This is a genomic window from Amycolatopsis thermalba (genome assembly GCF_023376025.1).
In the GTDB taxonomy this organism is placed as follows: domain Bacteria; phylum Actinomycetota; class Actinomycetes; order Mycobacteriales; family Pseudonocardiaceae; genus Amycolatopsis_E; species Amycolatopsis_E thermalba.
Map to the genome: position 1 here is coordinate 3,912,330 of NZ_CP091196.1, position 14,495 is coordinate 3,926,824.

14 protein-coding genes are annotated in these 14,495 nt (G+C 72.5%); 4 read left to right on the forward strand and 10 right to left on the reverse strand.

What is annotated here, in order from left to right:
• Positions 1-13: 13 nt before the first annotated feature.
• A complete protein-coding gene (locus tag L1857_RS18835) occupies positions 14-1,174 on the reverse strand; it encodes a TetR/AcrR family transcriptional regulator (protein WP_116114455.1) in 1,161 nt (386 codons plus the stop codon).
• A gap of 188 nt (positions 1,175-1,362) precedes the next feature.
• On the opposite strand from L1857_RS18835, the gene L1857_RS18840 reads away from it, so the two are divergent.
• Entirely contained in the window at positions 1,363-2,571 is a 1,209-nt protein-coding gene (locus tag L1857_RS18840; RefSeq protein WP_116114457.1) for an oxygenase MpaB family protein, read from the forward strand.
• A 41-nt stretch (positions 2,572-2,612) separates the two neighbouring features.
• On the opposite strand, the gene L1857_RS18845 is transcribed toward L1857_RS18840, so the two are convergent.
• The 3 genes from L1857_RS18845 to L1857_RS18855 are packed head-to-tail and all read right to left on the reverse strand — an operon-like array spanning position 2,613 to position 6,182.
• Positions 2,613-4,784: a xanthine dehydrogenase family protein molybdopterin-binding subunit gene (locus L1857_RS18845; protein WP_249465779.1), complete on the reverse strand. Its 2,172-nt coding sequence runs from the start codon at positions 4,782-4,784 to the stop codon at positions 2,613-2,615.
• Positions 4,784-5,743 carry an FAD binding domain-containing protein gene (locus tag L1857_RS18850; protein ID WP_094005458.1) on the reverse strand — a complete coding sequence of 320 codons (960 nt, stop codon included), beginning with the start codon at positions 5,741-5,743 and terminating at the stop codon, positions 4,784-4,786. Before L1857_RS18850 ends, L1857_RS18845 begins: the two co-directional genes overlap by 1 nt.
• On the reverse strand, positions 5,730-6,182 hold the full coding sequence (locus L1857_RS18855) for a (2Fe-2S)-binding protein (protein WP_116114461.1): 453 nt from the start codon (positions 6,180-6,182) through the stop codon (positions 5,730-5,732). The genes L1857_RS18850 and L1857_RS18855 overlap by 14 nt, the downstream gene beginning before the upstream one ends.
• A gap of 163 nt (positions 6,183-6,345) precedes the next feature.
• On the opposite strand from L1857_RS18855, the gene L1857_RS18860 reads away from it, so the two are divergent.
• Both L1857_RS18860 and L1857_RS18865 read left to right on the forward strand, forming a co-directional pair.
• Positions 6,346-6,915 carry a TetR/AcrR family transcriptional regulator gene (locus L1857_RS18860; protein WP_116114463.1) on the forward strand — a complete coding sequence of 190 codons (570 nt, stop codon included), beginning with the start codon at positions 6,346-6,348 and terminating at the stop codon, positions 6,913-6,915.
• 98 nt (positions 6,916-7,013) lie between these two features.
• Positions 7,014-8,333, forward strand: a complete 1,320-nt coding sequence (locus L1857_RS18865) for an outer membrane protein assembly factor BamB family protein (RefSeq protein ID WP_116114465.1) — start codon at positions 7,014-7,016, stop codon at positions 8,331-8,333.
• Positions 8,334-8,444: 111 nt separating this feature from the next.
• On the opposite strand, the gene L1857_RS18870 is transcribed toward L1857_RS18865, so the two are convergent.
• The 3 genes from L1857_RS18870 to L1857_RS35580 are packed head-to-tail and all read right to left on the reverse strand — an operon-like array spanning position 8,445 to position 10,391.
• Positions 8,445-8,834: a hypothetical protein gene (locus tag L1857_RS18870; RefSeq protein ID WP_094005462.1), complete on the reverse strand. Its 390-nt coding sequence runs from the start codon at positions 8,832-8,834 to the stop codon at positions 8,445-8,447.
• Between the two features lie 7 nt (positions 8,835-8,841).
• Positions 8,842-10,056: an MFS transporter gene (locus tag L1857_RS18875; protein WP_346731897.1), complete on the reverse strand. Its 1,215-nt coding sequence runs from the start codon at positions 10,054-10,056 to the stop codon at positions 8,842-8,844.
• The gene (locus tag L1857_RS35580) at positions 10,032-10,391 is read right to left on the reverse strand and encodes an MFS transporter (RefSeq protein WP_346731876.1); all 360 of its coding nucleotides are present in this window, start codon (positions 10,389-10,391) and stop codon (positions 10,032-10,034) included. The genes L1857_RS18875 and L1857_RS35580 overlap by 25 nt, the downstream gene beginning before the upstream one ends.
• A 45-nt stretch (positions 10,392-10,436) precedes the next feature.
• On the opposite strand from L1857_RS35580, the gene L1857_RS18880 reads away from it, so the two are divergent.
• On the forward strand, positions 10,437-11,042 hold the full coding sequence (locus tag L1857_RS18880) for a TetR/AcrR family transcriptional regulator (RefSeq protein ID WP_094005464.1): 606 nt from the start codon (positions 10,437-10,439) through the stop codon (positions 11,040-11,042).
• Between the two features lie 169 nt (positions 11,043-11,211).
• On the opposite strand, the gene L1857_RS18885 is transcribed toward L1857_RS18880, so the two are convergent.
• The 3 genes from L1857_RS18885 to L1857_RS18895 all read right to left on the reverse strand — a co-directional run bounded on the left by L1857_RS18885 (position 11,212) and on the right by L1857_RS18895 (position 14,447).
• A complete protein-coding gene (locus L1857_RS18885) occupies positions 11,212-12,708 on the reverse strand; it encodes a SulP family inorganic anion transporter (protein ID WP_116114471.1) in 1,497 nt (498 codons plus the stop codon).
• Positions 12,709-12,970: 262 nt separating this feature from the next.
• Positions 12,971-13,372: a MerR family transcriptional regulator gene (locus tag L1857_RS18890; protein WP_205413399.1), complete on the reverse strand. Its 402-nt coding sequence runs from the start codon at positions 13,370-13,372 to the stop codon at positions 12,971-12,973.
• Between the two features lie 310 nt (positions 13,373-13,682).
• Positions 13,683-14,447 (reverse strand): bestrophin-like domain, encoded by a 765-nt coding sequence (locus L1857_RS18895; protein WP_233157258.1) that lies wholly within the window; start codon positions 14,445-14,447, stop codon positions 13,683-13,685.
• Positions 14,448-14,495 lie beyond the last annotated feature (48 nt).

Genomic DNA, 14,495 nt, shown 5'->3' on the forward strand with positions numbered 1-14,495 from the left:
GGCCGCGTAGCGCTCACGCGCCCAGGGCGGCCAGCACCAGCGCGGTGATCCCGGCCCGGTGGGCCGGGCTGTCCTGCCACCGCAGCCGCCGGCCGGCCTCGACCACCACGCCGAACCCGGCGTGCACCAGCACCCGCGCCTGACGCGAGCCGAGGTCCGGGCGCACCGCCCGCAGCTGCTGCTCCCACACGGCGATGTGCTCGCGCTGCGCGGCGACCAGCGGCCGCCGCAGGTCGTCGGGCAGGCCGACGATCTCGGCGTTGGCGACCGTGGTGAGCGCGTGGTACTCGAAGCTGTAGGCCACGTACGTCGCCGCCAGCGCGGCGAGCGCGTCGCGCGGGCCGGTCACCCCGCGCAGGTTGTGGTCCACCGCCTGGGTCAGCAGTCCGGCCGCCTGCAGGCACGCGGCCGCGAGGATGTCGGCCTTGCCGGGGAAGTAGCGGTACAGCGCGGACGGGACGAGTCCCACGGCCTCGGCGATCCGGCCGTTGGTGACGGTGGCGAACCCGTCGCGTTCGAACAGCGGGACCGCGGCTGCGAGGATCTCCGAGCGCCGGGTCCGGGGCACCGGCTGCACGGGCAGTTCGACCAGCCGCGGGCTCGCGCCGGCTGCCGGATCGGCCGCCACCACCCGCAGTGCGGCGTCCCGCAGCAGGTCCTCCAGCCGGCGCTGGGCGATCGAGGTGTGGTGCATCGTGATGGACCCGATCGCGCCCAGCGCCGCCACCGCCCGCAGGTGTTCCCCGGGCAGCGGGTGTTCCCGCCGCACCACCTCCGCCACGCGCTCGACCACCCGCGTGAACTTCCCCCGCAGCACCCGGCGGTCGTCGCGGTCGAGGTAGCGGGCCTCCCACCGGTACACGCCGCCGGAGGCGCGGTGGGCGACGGTGACGCGGGTGACGGCGGCGAGCACGTCGGCCAGGGACGCCTCCGGCGGCACCTCGTCGAGCGTGCGGACGAGCCGGTCGGCCATGACGTTCGCGCACTCGGCGAACAGCGCGTACTTGTTCGGGAAGTGCCGGTACAGCGCGGCCGCGGTGATGCCCACCCCGGCGGCGATCTCCTCCATCGACGCCGCGTGGTAGCCGCGCTCGCTGAACACCCGCCCGGCCGCTTCCACGATGAGCTGCCTGCGGTTGCGGGGCCGGACGGCCGCGGCCGGCTCGGCGGTCACCGTGGGTCGGACGTACGCGGGGACTGGGCCATACGCGCCAGTCAACCACGAAGCGCGCCCCCGGCCGCCGCGCCCGCGCGCGGCACGTCTTGCCGACCGGTGCCCACCGCCGATATGTTAATGAGAAATCTCCCCTGGAGCTGGCAGTTGACACCGCACCAAACCTACCGAGGAAGCTAGGTAAGTAAATGAGCGATCTCAACCGAAGGCGAGCACTGTCGCTGGGCGTGGCACTCGGCCTGGCGGGCGCGGCGAGCGCCACCCCGGCGTGGGCGTGGTCCCCGGCGCGCTCGGTCGCCGGCACCGGCTCGGGCACCGACCCGTGGTGGGTCTGGGACGACGAGGTGGACGACCTGGTCGCCGGGCTCTTCGCCACCGGCCGGATCCCCGCGGTGAACACGGCGATGGCGTCCTGGGTGAACAACCGCGATCCGTTGCCCGCCGGCCTGCCCGCCGAACTGACGGCCCACCTGCAGAAGGTCAACCGGTTGCCCGCCTGGGCCGACCCGGTCAAGCTGCGCCGCGCCGCGGACTTCAACCGGCGCAAGGACACCTACCTGTTCATGCTCTACGGGCTGGGCAGCGGCATCATGAGCACGGTGATCCCGCGCGAGGCCAAGTCGGTGTACTGGTCCGCGGGCGGCGCCGACATGAAGGACCGCGCGGCCAAGACGTTCACCTTCGGCTACGACCTGAGCGATCTGAACGCGTTCGAGCCGTCCGGCCAGTTCGTGGTCACCGCCAACAAGACGCGCCTGGTGCACGCCGCGGTGCGGCACCTGCTGCCGCAGTCGCCGCACTGGACGGCGGTCGCCGACGAGCGGATCCCGATCAGCAACGGGGACATCCTGATCACCTTCCACAGCCTGGGCACCTTCGTGCACCGGAAGCTGATCGAGTGGAAGGTCCCGATGTCGGCCGCCGACGAGGAGGCGTTCCTGCACTCCTGGCAGGTCGCCATCCACCTGCTCGGCGTGCGCGCGGAGTTCATCCCGAAGACCTGGGCGGACGCCGACGCGCAGTCGGCGCAGGTGCTCACCCCGCTGCTCGCGCCGACGTTCGAGGGCCACGAGCTGGCCGAGGACCTGCTCGGCCTGACCGCGCAGGTCGACCTGGGCGTCACGCGCGGCTTCCTCAACGAGTTCGTGCGGTACGTGCTCAGCGACGAGATCGGCGACTGGCTCGGCCTGCGCCGCGACTACGCCGCCGCCGGCCTGATCCGCGCCGGGTGGCCGGCCTACATCGCGTTCCGGGAGGGGCTGCTGCCGGTCGCCCCGGCCGGGTTCTACATGTTCGACCAGTTCGTCCGCGCCCTGGCGATGCTGTTCCTCAACAACGGCAAGTCGCCGACGACCACCCCGATCACCATCCCCACCGGGAACCGGCCGGGTACCTGACACCGTCCCGCGGGGCGGTCCGGCCGCCCCGCGGGTGCCGGTCAGTCCAGCAGGTCCTCGATCCGGATCGGGATGTGGCGGACCCGGATGCCGGTGGCGTTGTGGATCGCGTTGGCGACCGCCGCCGCCACGCCGACGGTGCCGATCTCGCCGAGGCCCCGGGCGCCGAGGTCGTTGTGCAGCGTGTCCGGGTACTCGACGAAGTGCACGTCGATGCCGGGGATGTCGGCGTTGACGGGGATCAGGTAGCCCGCGAGATCGGCGTTGGCGAACCGGCCGCCGGTCTCCACCTCGAAGCCCTCGTGCAGCGCCGCCGACACGCCCCAGATCATGCCGCCCTGGAGCTGGCTGCGCGCCGCCCGCTCGTTGATGATCCGGCCGCCGTCGAAGACCCCGAGCATCCGCGACACCCGGGCCTCGCGCGTGAGGCGGTGCACCCGGGCCTCCACGAACTGCGCGCCGAACGAGCTGAACGAGTGCTTGGTCAGCTCCTCGCCGGGCGCCGACGAGCCGACCGCCGTCAGGCTCGGGCGGCCCGTCGCGCGCAGCACCTCGCCGAAGGTCATCGACCGGCCCGCGCCGTGGACGCGGCCGTCGGCGTAGGTGACCTCCTCACCCGCGAACGGGGCTCCCGGGGCCGAGGCCACCGCGAGCAGCTCGTCGATCACCTGGGCCGCGCCCGCCATGATCGCGGTGCCCGCGCTGGCGGTGGCGGTCGAGCCGCCGGACATGCCGCCGGGCGGCAGCGCCGAATCGCCGAGGCGGGGCGTGATCCGCCCGGGTGCGATGTCCAGCGATTCGGCGCCCACCAGCGACAGCACGGTCAGCAGCCCGGTTCCCGGGTCCGCCCCGCTGGTCTGGATGTCCGCGGTGTCGTCCGCGTTGAGGGTGACCCCGACCGACGCCGGGAACCGGAGCGCGGGGAACATCGCCACGGCCATCCCCATGCCGACGAGCCAGTCGCCGTCGGCGCGTCCCCGCGGCGCGCGCTCGGCCCAGCCGAACCGCTCCGCGCCGATGCGGAAGCACTCGTCCAGGTGCTTGCTCGACCACTGCAGGTCCCGGCCGGGCGGCGCGAGCGAGTTGTTCCGCAGCCGCAGCTCGATCGGGTCCATGCCGAGCGCGTCGGCCAGCTCGTCCATCGCGCTCTCCAGCGCGAACGACCCGGGCGCCTCGCCGGGCGCGCGCATGAACGTGGTCGGCGGGAGGTGCAGCGGCACGATCCGCTGGCTGATCGCCAGGTTCCGCGTCGCGTACCACTCGCGGGACGTGCCGTGCGAGGTCGGCTCGATGAACGACCGGGCGGAGTCCGTGCTGCACCACGAGTCGTGCCGCAGCGCGACGAGCGTGCCGTCCCGTTCGGCGCCCAGCGTGATCCGCTGCACCGTCGCCGCCCGGCCCGCCGTCGCCGTGAACACCTGCTCCCGCGTGAGCGCCGCCTTCACCGGCCTGCCGAGCGCGCGGGAGGCGGCGGCCGCCAGGAACGCCGGCGCCGAGGTGCGGCCCTTCCCGCCGAACGCGCCGCCCACGAAGGGGTTCACCGCCCGCACCGCCGACGGCTCCAGCCCCAGCGCCATGGCCAGTTCCACGGCCTGCAGATTGGCCGCCTGGTTTCCACTGTAGACGGTGAGCGTGCCGTCGGCCCACGCCGCGACGGCCGAGTGCGGCTCCATCGGGGTGTGGTGCTGGGCCGCCGTGCGGTAGGTCGCGTCGACGACCACCGGGCTGGCGGCGAGCGCCTCCTCGATCGAGGAGACGCCGTCCTCCAGCACGCTGAGCGTCGGTGGCGCGTCCACGTGCCCGGGCGCGGCCTCGACGGCCGTGTCCAGCCCGTCCTCCAGCGACGTCAGCGCGGGCAGCTCGCGGTAGCTGACCTCGACCAGCGCGGCGGCGTCCCGCGCCTGCTCGAACGTCTCCGCCACGACGAAGCCGATCGGCTGGCCGACGTAGGTGACTTCCTTGTCCTGCAGGGGAACCCACGTGTCCCCGAACATCGGTGTGGTCACGGGGTTCAGCGTCAGCGGGTCGAACGGCGAATACACCCCGAGCACGCCCGGGGCGCTCTTCGCCGCGGTGACGTCCATGCTCTCGATCTCGCCGTGCGCGATCGTGCTGACCACGACGTAGCCGTGGACCATGCCGGGGAGGTGGCGGTCCAGCGCGTACTCGGCGCCGCCGGTGACCTTCAGCGGCGCGTCCAGCCGTGCGGGCATCAGCGGCTCCCCTCGGTGACTTCGAGCAGGGCGCGGACGATCGTCCGCGGCAGCAACGTCAGCTTGAAAGCGTTCTCCGCCAGCGGTTTCGCGCCCTCGATGGCGAGTGCGGCCGCCGCCGTGAAGGACTCCTCGGTGGCGGGTTTCCCGCGCAGCGCCGCTTCGACGGCGGTGAGGCGCCACGGCACGGTGGCCACCCCGCCGGCCGCCACCCGGGCGTCGGCGACGAGCCCGTCCCGCACGTCCACGGCGACCGCGGCCGAGCACAGCGCGAACTCGTAGGACTGCCGGTCGCGCACCTTGACGTAGGCCGAGTGCGCGGCCCAGTCCAGCCGCGGCACGACGACCTCGGTGATCAGCTCACCGGGGCGCAGATCGTGCTCGTGCTGCGGGGTGTCGCCGGGGGTGCGGTAGAAGTCGGCGAGCGCGACGACGCGCTCGCCGCCGGGCCCGGCGAGCCGGATCCGGGCGTCGAGCGCGACGAGGGCGACCGCCACGTCGCTGGCGTGCGTGGCGACGCACGCCTCGCTCGTGCCGAGCACCGCGTGCATCCGGTTCGCGCCGGTGATCGCGGGGCAGCCGCTGCCCGGGTCGCGCCGGTTGCACGGGGTGGTCACGTCCCGGAAGTACGTGCACCGCGTGCGCTGCATCAGGTTGCCGCCGATGCTCGCCATGTTGCGCAGCTGCTGCGACGCGCTGAGCAGCAGGGCGCGCGAGATCACCGGATACACGCCGGGGTGCGCGGCGATGTCGGCCATCCGCTCCAGCGCGCCGATCCGCAGCCCGTCGCCGGTGTCGATGCCGCGCAGCGGGAGCCCGTTGATGTCCAGCACGTGCCGCGGGGTCAGGACGTCGAGCTTCATCAGGTCGACCAGCGTGGTGCCGCCGGCCAGGAACGTGCCGGACGAGCCCAGCGCGTCGGCGACGGTCGCCGGGGCGGTCAGCTCAAAGGGACGCATCGGCCCTCCTCGCCCGCTCCACGGCCGCGACGATGTTCGGGTAGGCCGAGCAGCGGCAGAGGTTGCCCGACATGAACTCGCGGACGTCCTCGACGTCCTGCTCGACGGCGGCCACCGCGGACATGATCTGCCCCGGCGTGCAGAACCCGCACTGCAGCGCGTCCTGCTCGGCGAAGGCCCGCTGCACGGGGTGCAGTTCGTCCCCTGTGCACAGTCCCTCCACCGTGGTGACCGGCTCGGTCACGGTGGCGGCGAGGGTGAGGCAGGACAGCACGGGCCGGCCGCCGACGTGCACCGTGCAGGCGCCGCACTGGCCGCGGTCACAGCCCTTCTTGGGGCCGGTGACGCCGAGCCGTTCGCGCAGCGCGTCCAGGAGCGTCACGCCGGGGCCGACGCTCAGGTGTGCGGGGTGGCCGTTCACTTCGAGTGAGATGTCCACTGATCTCTTCCCTGACAGCGTGGGGGAAATGGAACCGGATAAATATCCGCTAGCGCTGGAATCGACGGTATCGGATTACAATCCGCTTCGCAACGCACAGTACCCCCGGAGCTGCTCCAGGTGGCCGGGTTACGGTGGTCCGGCACCGGGCGAGGGAGGGACTATGACGACGGGTTCGGTCAGCCCGCGGCGTGCCGACACCCGGCGCAACCACGAGCGCATCCTCGCCGTCGCGGCGGAGACCCTCGCCGGGACGGGCGAGGTGTCGTTCAACGCGATCGCGAAACGGGCCGGGGTCGGCGTGGGCACCGTCTACCGGCATTTCCCCACGCCCGCGGACCTCATCCTGGCCGTGTACGAGCGCGAGGTGCGGCACCTGGTCGAGGTCGTGCCGGAGCTGCTGGAGCAGGCCGGCCCGGCCGGGGCGTTCCGCACCTGGACGACGGACCACCTGGCGCCCTACATGATGACCAAGCGCGGCCTGGCGAAGGCGCTGGCCGCGGCGACGGCGCAGCGCGGGACGCTGCCGGCCGGCGCCGTGCAGTCCATCCGCGACGCGATGGGCACCCTGCTCCGGGCCAACGTCGAGGCCGGCTCGGTGCGGCCGGACGTCGACACCGAAACCGTGATGCGCGGCCTGCTGGGCCTGCTCCACCTCGACCCGGACGGCGACTGGCAGCGCGAGAGCGCGGATCTGGTCGACCTCGTGTGGCGCGGAATCCGCGCGGACTGACGCGATTGTGTGAAACGTGACCCGCGTCGCGGCTCCGTTCGCTAAGGTTCACCGGCGGCTCGTGCCGAGCGGCGTCCTTGGGGGAGAGGTGCACACGAATGCGGCGAACACTGGTGGCGGTGACGTGCCTGGCGGCCGTGATCACGGTGAGCGGGTGCGGAGGGTCGGGCGACGATCCGGTGACGGGGCCGGCCACCTCGGCGTCGGCCGGGCGGGCGTCCACGTCCACGGCGCCCGAGGCCAAGACCGCTGACCCGCCCACGGCGTTCGACGCCGCCGCCGCGGTCGCCCTGCCCACCACCGCGCTGCGCGCCAACGCGGCCGGCTCGGTGGTGTCGACGTTCGCCGCTCTGCGCGACCGGACCGCCTACATCATCACCCCCACGGCCCTCACCGCGGTGGACGTGCTGACCGGGCAGCAGAAGTGGACCGTCCCGGTCGACGGCGAGCCCGGCGACCCGAACGGCCAGAGCGGGCCGTTCGTCAACCCCACCGGCCCGCGTCCCCCGGCGGTCACCGACGAGCTCGCCGTGGCCGCCGTGCCGGTCGTCATCCCGGAACGGGGCACCACTCCGGCCTCGATCGCGTTGTCGGTCGTCGCGGCGGAGGCGGAGTCGGGCACCAAGCGGTGGCAGGTGGACATCCCGGTGTCGAACAGCCCCTACGCCGACGCGCAGAACGCCGTCACGCAGGTCGTCGCCGTCACCCGCACCGCCGTGATCGCCAGTTACGGCAAGCAGGACGAGGACCACCTCACCGTCGCGCTCGACCCCGCCAGCGGGCGGATCCTGTGGGACCGCAAGGACTACCACGCCGGCAGCGTCCACGGCGACGTCCTCGTCGGCACCGACTACAACGTGCCGGAGAACTCCTCGATGACCCAGGCCACCGCGGTCGACGTGACCACCGGTCAGCAGAAGTGGGTGGGCGCCCGCGAGTCGAGCCAGCTCACGATGATCCCCGCCGATCCGTCGCTGGTCGTGGTCAACCGCACCGACTACGGGACCGGTCACCCGTTCCTGCTGTTCCTCGACCCCGCCACGGGCGCGGAGAAGGTCAAGCTGGAGGGCGAGCGCGGGTTCGGTTCCCGCGCCTACGGTGAGTGCCTCTACGACGAGCGCTCGGTTCTGCTGTGCCAGCAGGACGGCGTGCTCACCGGCTACGACGCGAAGACCGCGGCGAAGCTGTGGAGCCTGCCCGACCGGGCCGCCAACCGCGTCGCGCCGGGCAGCGTCACCACCGCCTGGCACGGCGCGGTCTACGGCACCACCGAGGGCGGGCAGCCCATCGTGCTGGACGCCGCGACGGGCCGGGACCGCTCCACCGAGCCCGGCGCCGTCCCGGTCCTGGTCAGCAAGTACGCCGGCATCGGCGTGGATGACAACGGCACCCCCGTGGCGTATCCGGTCAAGGGGTGAGCGCTCCGCCGGAAACGTTGTGACGGACAACGCCACCCGGGGATCGCGGCGCATGTCGGGGCCGAGCTTCCGAGGTCCATTCCGCGGGGTGGCCGGCGCACGCCCCCGGGATCAGTGGTCGTTGTACCACTGCGCGGTGCGCTGGTAGGCGTAGGGCGTTCCGGACTTGTGCAGGTAGACGCGGAAGTTGATGTAAGCCTTCTCCGGCAGGTTGTGCCCGGGCTCGCTGGCGTCCGCGAGGTCGCAGTTTCCGCTTCCGCCCGCGCTGAGGGTGTAGGAGCCGCCGTTCCAGTACACCTCGAGGCCCGCAGCCCAGCCGTCCGCCTCCTGGTCGCAGACGTAGACGTAGTCGCCGTGCTCGGTGAACCAGGCGACGCCACCGGGGTCGGCGTCGGCGGTCGTCACTTCGTGGTCGATGGCGGCGGCCTCCGGGGCGCCCACGAGCGCGCCGGTGAGGAGGCCGGCGGTGATGACCCCGGCGAGTTTGTGTGAGCGTTTCATCGCACCTTCATGGTTTCGCGTCCGTGCTGTCGGAGGAATGCTCGCAGGCACGGCCCGCAGGGGAGGGACGTTCCGCTGATGCCCGGGCCGCGGATGCGCCGCCGGCCGGGATACGCGGTGTGCGGTTCCGGTGCGGTTCCGGTACGGACTGCCCTCGCCGGGGGAGGGCGAGTGCGAGCGCGGCCACCACGACCAGGATCGCGGCGATGGCGAGGAACGCGCGCCCGTAGCCCGTGTCCGGGGTTCCGGTCAGGGTGACCAGCACCGCGAGTCCGAGCGCGCCCCCGAACTGCTTGGTGGTGTTCATCAGGCCGGACGCGGCTCCGGCGTGCGCCGGGTCGACGCCGGAGGTGACCGTGGTCGTGAGCGGCGTGTTGAGCAGCCCGCTGCCGACCGAGAACACGATGGCCGGCCCGAGGACACCGGCGGCGTAACCGCTTTCGGCGGTCATCCGGCTCTGCCACCAGAACCCCGCCGCGGCGATCAACGCCCCGGCGAAGACCAGCACCCGGGCGTCGACGTGACGCATCAGCCACGGCGTGACCCGCATCCCGACCGCGATCGTCACCAGCGTGTGGGGGAGGAAGCCCAGGCCGGTCTGCAGCGGGCTGTAGTGCAGGGACTCCTGCATGGACAACGTCAGGAAGTACCACATCGGGTTCAGGCAGGCACCCGCCAGCAGCATCGCCACGTTGCCCACCGGGATCGCCCGCGACCGGAACAACGACAGCGGGATCAGCGGCACCCGCGCGAACCGCGCTTCGACGACGACGAACACCAGGATCGCCACCGCCCCGGCGGCCAGGGCCGTGCTGGGCACCGGCGCACCCCACCCGTGGGTGCGGGCTTCCCCGATGCCGTAGGTCAGCGCCCCGAGCCCGGCCGTGGCGAGCACCGCGCCCGTGACGTCGAGGCGCTGCCCGGGCCCGCGGTCGCCGGCCGGCAGGAACCGGGCGGCCAGGAGGATCGCGACGGCGCCGAGCGGCACGTTGATCAGCAGAACCCACCGCCACGACAGGTATTCGGTCAGGACCCCGCCGACGAGGTTGCCCGCGGTGCCGCCCGCGAGCCCGACGGCCGTCCACGCGGCCAGGGCTCGTGTCCGCGCGGCGCCTTCGGGGAAAGTGGTGGTGAGAACGGTCAGCGTGGCCGGGGCGAGCACGGCCGCTCCCAGGCCCTGCGCCGCACGCGCGGCGATCAGCAGGGACGCGGAGTTCGCCAGACCGCCGGCGAGGCTGGCCCGGCGAACAGGGCGAGCCCGGCGACGAAGACCCGCCTGCGGCCGAAGACGTCCGCGAGCCGTCCGCCCAGCAGCAGGAACCCGGCGAACGTCAGCGTGTAGGCGTTGACCACCCACGGCAGGCCGGCCTCGCCGAAGCCGAGCGCCCGCTGCACCGAGGGCAGCGCGACGTTGATCACCGAAACGTCGAGCACCACCATGAACTGCGCCGCGCACACCAGCGCGAGCACGACCGCGCCCCCGGGCCGCATCGCCGTCCCGCCGCATGTTCCCGAACTCCGCACGCTCCGCTCGCCCCCGATCTGTCTGTGGTACATCCGTATCATATACGCTTGTACCACAACCGGGGAAGGGACGGTGGCATGCCGAAGACCGTGGACCACGCGCAGCGGCGGGCCCAGATCGCCGAGGCGCTGGTGCGGGTCGCGGCGCGGGAGGGCCTGCACGCGGTGACGATGCGGGCCGTGGCCGCCGAGGCCGGGATCTCGCTGCGCCTGGTGCAGTACTACTTCGCCACCAAGGCCCAGCTCATGCTCGGGGCGCTACGGCATCTGGAGCGGGAGAGCCACCAGCGGTGGGCGCACCGGCTGGCCGGGCTGCCCGAGCCGGTCCCGCCGCGGGAGTTCATCGAGGCGTTCCTCGTCGAGGCGCTGCCCACCGACGAGCGGAGCCGGGTGTTCCACCTGGTCGGCACCTCGTACGCGGTGCTGGCGATGACCGACCCCGAGCTCGCGCACGAACCGTTCATCGCCGGGGTGGACGAGCTGGACCGCCTGCTCACCGGCGCGCTGACGCGAGCCCAGGCGGACGGGCAGGTGCCCCCGGACGTCGACGTGGCCGCCGAAGTGGCCCGGCTGCTCGCGCTCAACCACGGGCTGGGCACCAGCGTGCTGATCGGCCAGCGCACCACGGAGGACGCTCGCTCCGTGCTGCGTTATCACCTGGACCAGCTGTTCGGCCGGTCCTAGGCCGTGTCCGAGGAAACCTTCGCCCGGGTGCGGACGTCGTGGATGAGGATGGCGGCGCGGTAGCCACCAGCTGCCGGAGCGCCACACCTCAGGCGCCCTCCGGGCGGGCGGTGGCCGGGCACGAACCGCAGCGGGTCGGCCCGCGACCGCGCGCCCGGCGACACCTGCTCTAGTGGCTGCCGGCGAGTTCGCCGGTCAGCTTGCCGTGCATGCGGGCGCTGTGCTCGTTCAGGCCGACGATCTCGACGGTCTTGCCGCGGGAGGCGTACTTGGTGGTGACGGCGTCGAGGGCGGCCACCGTGGAGGCGTCCCAGATGTGGGCGTCCGTGAGGTCGATGATCACGGTGTCCGGGTCGCCCGTGTAGTCGAACTGGTAGACGAGGTCGTTGCTGGAGGCGAAGAACAGTTCCCCGGTCACGGCGTAGACGACCTGGGTGCCGTCGGGATCGGTGGCCGCGGTGACCTCGACGAGGTGGGCGACCCGCCGGGCGAAGATGACCATCGCGGTGATCGAGCCGACGACCACGCCGATGGCGAGGTTGTCGGTGGCCACGACGACGGCGACGGTGACGACCATGACGGCGATCTCGCCGATGGGCATGCGTTTGAGGGTGGCCGGGGCGATCGAGTGCCAGTCGAAGGTGCCGACGGCGACCAGGACCATCACCGCGACCAGCGCCGCCATCGGGATCTCGGAGACCACCGGGCCGAACACCAGGCACAGGACCATCAGGAAGACCCCGGCCAGGAACGTGGACAGCCGGGTGCGGGCGCCGGCGGTCCTGACGTTGATCATGGTCTGGCCGATCATCGCGCAGCCGCCCATGCCGCCGAAGAAACCGGTCACGACGTTGGCGACGCCCTGCCCGATCGCCTCGCGGGTCTTGTTGGAGTGGGTGTCGGTGATGTCGTCGACCAGCTTCGCGGTCATCAGCGACTCCATCAGCCCGACCAGCGCGAACGCCAATGCGTACGGGGCGATGGTGCTGAGCGTGCCGAAACTGAACGGCACGTCAGGCAGGCCAGGGACCGGCAGCGACGACGGCAGCGCGCCCTTGTCGCCGACCGTGGGGACCGCGATCCCGGCGGCCACCGTCAGCACGGTGAGGGCCACAATGGACACCAGCGGCGCGGGGATCACCTTGGTGACCTTGGGGAACAGGATCATCAGCACGAGCCCGCCGGCGAACAACGGGTACACCGGCCACGGCACGTCGATCAGCTCCGGCACCTGGGCCAGGAAGATCAGGATCGCCAGCGCGTTGACGAAGCCGACCATGACGCTGCGCGGGACGAACCGCATCAGCCGGGCCACGCCGAGCGAGCCGAGCACGATCTGGAACAGCCCGCCGAGGATGACCGTGGCGATCAGGTAACCCAGCCCGTGCTCGCGGGCCAGTGGCGCGACCACGAGCGCGATCGCGCCGGTGGCCGCGGAGATCATCGCCGCGCGCCCGCCGACGACCGAGATGACCACGGCCATCGTGAACGAGGCGAACAGGCCGATGCTGGGATCGACCCCGGCGATGATGGAGAACGAGATCGCCTCCGGGATCAACGCCAGCGCCACCACCAGGCCGGCGAGGATCTCGGTGCGGGCGACCCGGGGCGACAGCCACGACGGGCGGGCGCCGCGCAGGCGCGCGAAGGACAACGCATTCGACACGTACGGACAACCAATGCTCGGGCGCGCACCGGGCGCGGCGACACGGACAGGACGACGGCGAGCGGGCACCCGGGCGGATGACTCGGACCGCGCCGGCCGCGGGCGTCGGTGACCCGGCCGGACCGCCGGCACACGCGCGGCGGCCGTCGGCAACTCTACCCTCACGTTAGACGACAGATGGGGCCGAGTGCGGGCGGGATCACGCCAGGCGGCGCTCGTCCCGCACGGAACCCGCCCGTACTCGACGGTGAGGGGTGCGCGGTCAGCGCGACCGGACCGGGGCGGAGCTCCGCCGTGCCGGCGCCTGGTCGAGGTGCGCCCGCAACAGCGCGGCGAACTCCTCGGCGACGCGGAGTTTCGCGCGCAGGTCCGCACACGCCTGCTCGGCGGTCCGGCTGAACTCGGCCAGCCGGGCGGCCGGGTCGGCGAGGTCCGGGCTGCCGGGAACGGGATCGAGGATGGCCAGCAGGTCGCGCATCTCCTCCAGCTGGAACCCCAGCGGTTTCATCCGCTTGATCAGCTGGAGCCGGTCCACATCCGGCTCGGTGTAGAGCCGGAACCCGCCCTGGCTGCGCGCGCTCGGCACGACCAGCCCGACTTCCTCGTAGTAGCGGATCGTGCGCAGGGACAGCCCGGTGCGCTCGGCCACCTCGCCGATCTGCATCTGCTCCCGCACGCCGGATCCCTCCTGGCCGTCCCGCCACACCGTCCGCCCACGATACCGGCACCTGACCGGAGCGCCGCCGGACGTGATCCGCCCGGCGAAGCCGGCGCCCATCGCGGGTCGCCGGTGAACCCGGCGGTGGCGTCGTGGGCGCCGAGGACCCACCTCCAGGAACTCCCGGCCCCGGGACCGCGATCCGGCTCGTCCGCACCACGCGTTCTCGACACTCGTGCTGCGCCTACGGCCCGGCCGTCACGTCCGGGCCCGCCGGGCGACGAAATGTTCCGGCCCGGGTCCACTGTGGACCGGATCAGCGCGGGTCCGGCAGCGTGGTCTGCACGGTGCGGAAGGAATCCGGCTCGCTGGCGAAGATGCCGTTCAGCGGGTCCTGCAGCTCGATCGACGCGATCACCGTGGCGACCAGCACCGCGGCGGTGACGGCCATGAGCGCGACGTGGTTCCGCCGCGCCCGCAACCCGATCAGCAACGGGAACGCGATCATGAGCACCGCGCCGACGATCGTCGCCGCCAGGAGGGTTTCGGTGAACGGGTCCTGGTCCGTCGCGGCGTCGACGCGTGCGCGGTGGTTGTCGTCGAGGACGCGGACGTCCTGGAGCGCGTTCTCGCGGGCGGTGCTCAGCTGGTCGGTGTCGGCGGGGAGCGCGGACACGCGCTGGCGCATCGTGCTGATCAGGTCCGCCACGGCACCGTCGTCGTGGCCGTCCGCCAGCCGCGCCCATTCGCCGTCGACGACCTCGTCGGCGTACCCGCGGACCAGGTCCTGCACGGCGATGCGCGCCGGGTCGGGCACCCCGTCCACCTGCCAGTAGAGATCGATCAGCGCGTCGGCCTCCGTCGCGGCCCGGTTGTCCAGGTCGTCGCCGTTCTCCCAGGCGAAGACCACGTAGAACGCGAGCACGACCAGGAAGAGCGCGTTGAAAAGGCCGCCGAGAAATGAAAGACCATCGGAATCGAATTCACCCGATGCGGCTGTCCTGGTGCGCCCGAGAACAATCGTCACCGCGACGATGAGCAGGGTGATGAGTACGATGATCAGTACCAAGTTGGTGATCACGCCTGGCGACTGTACGGGCGTCCATCCGGAACTTCCAGTTGACTCGTC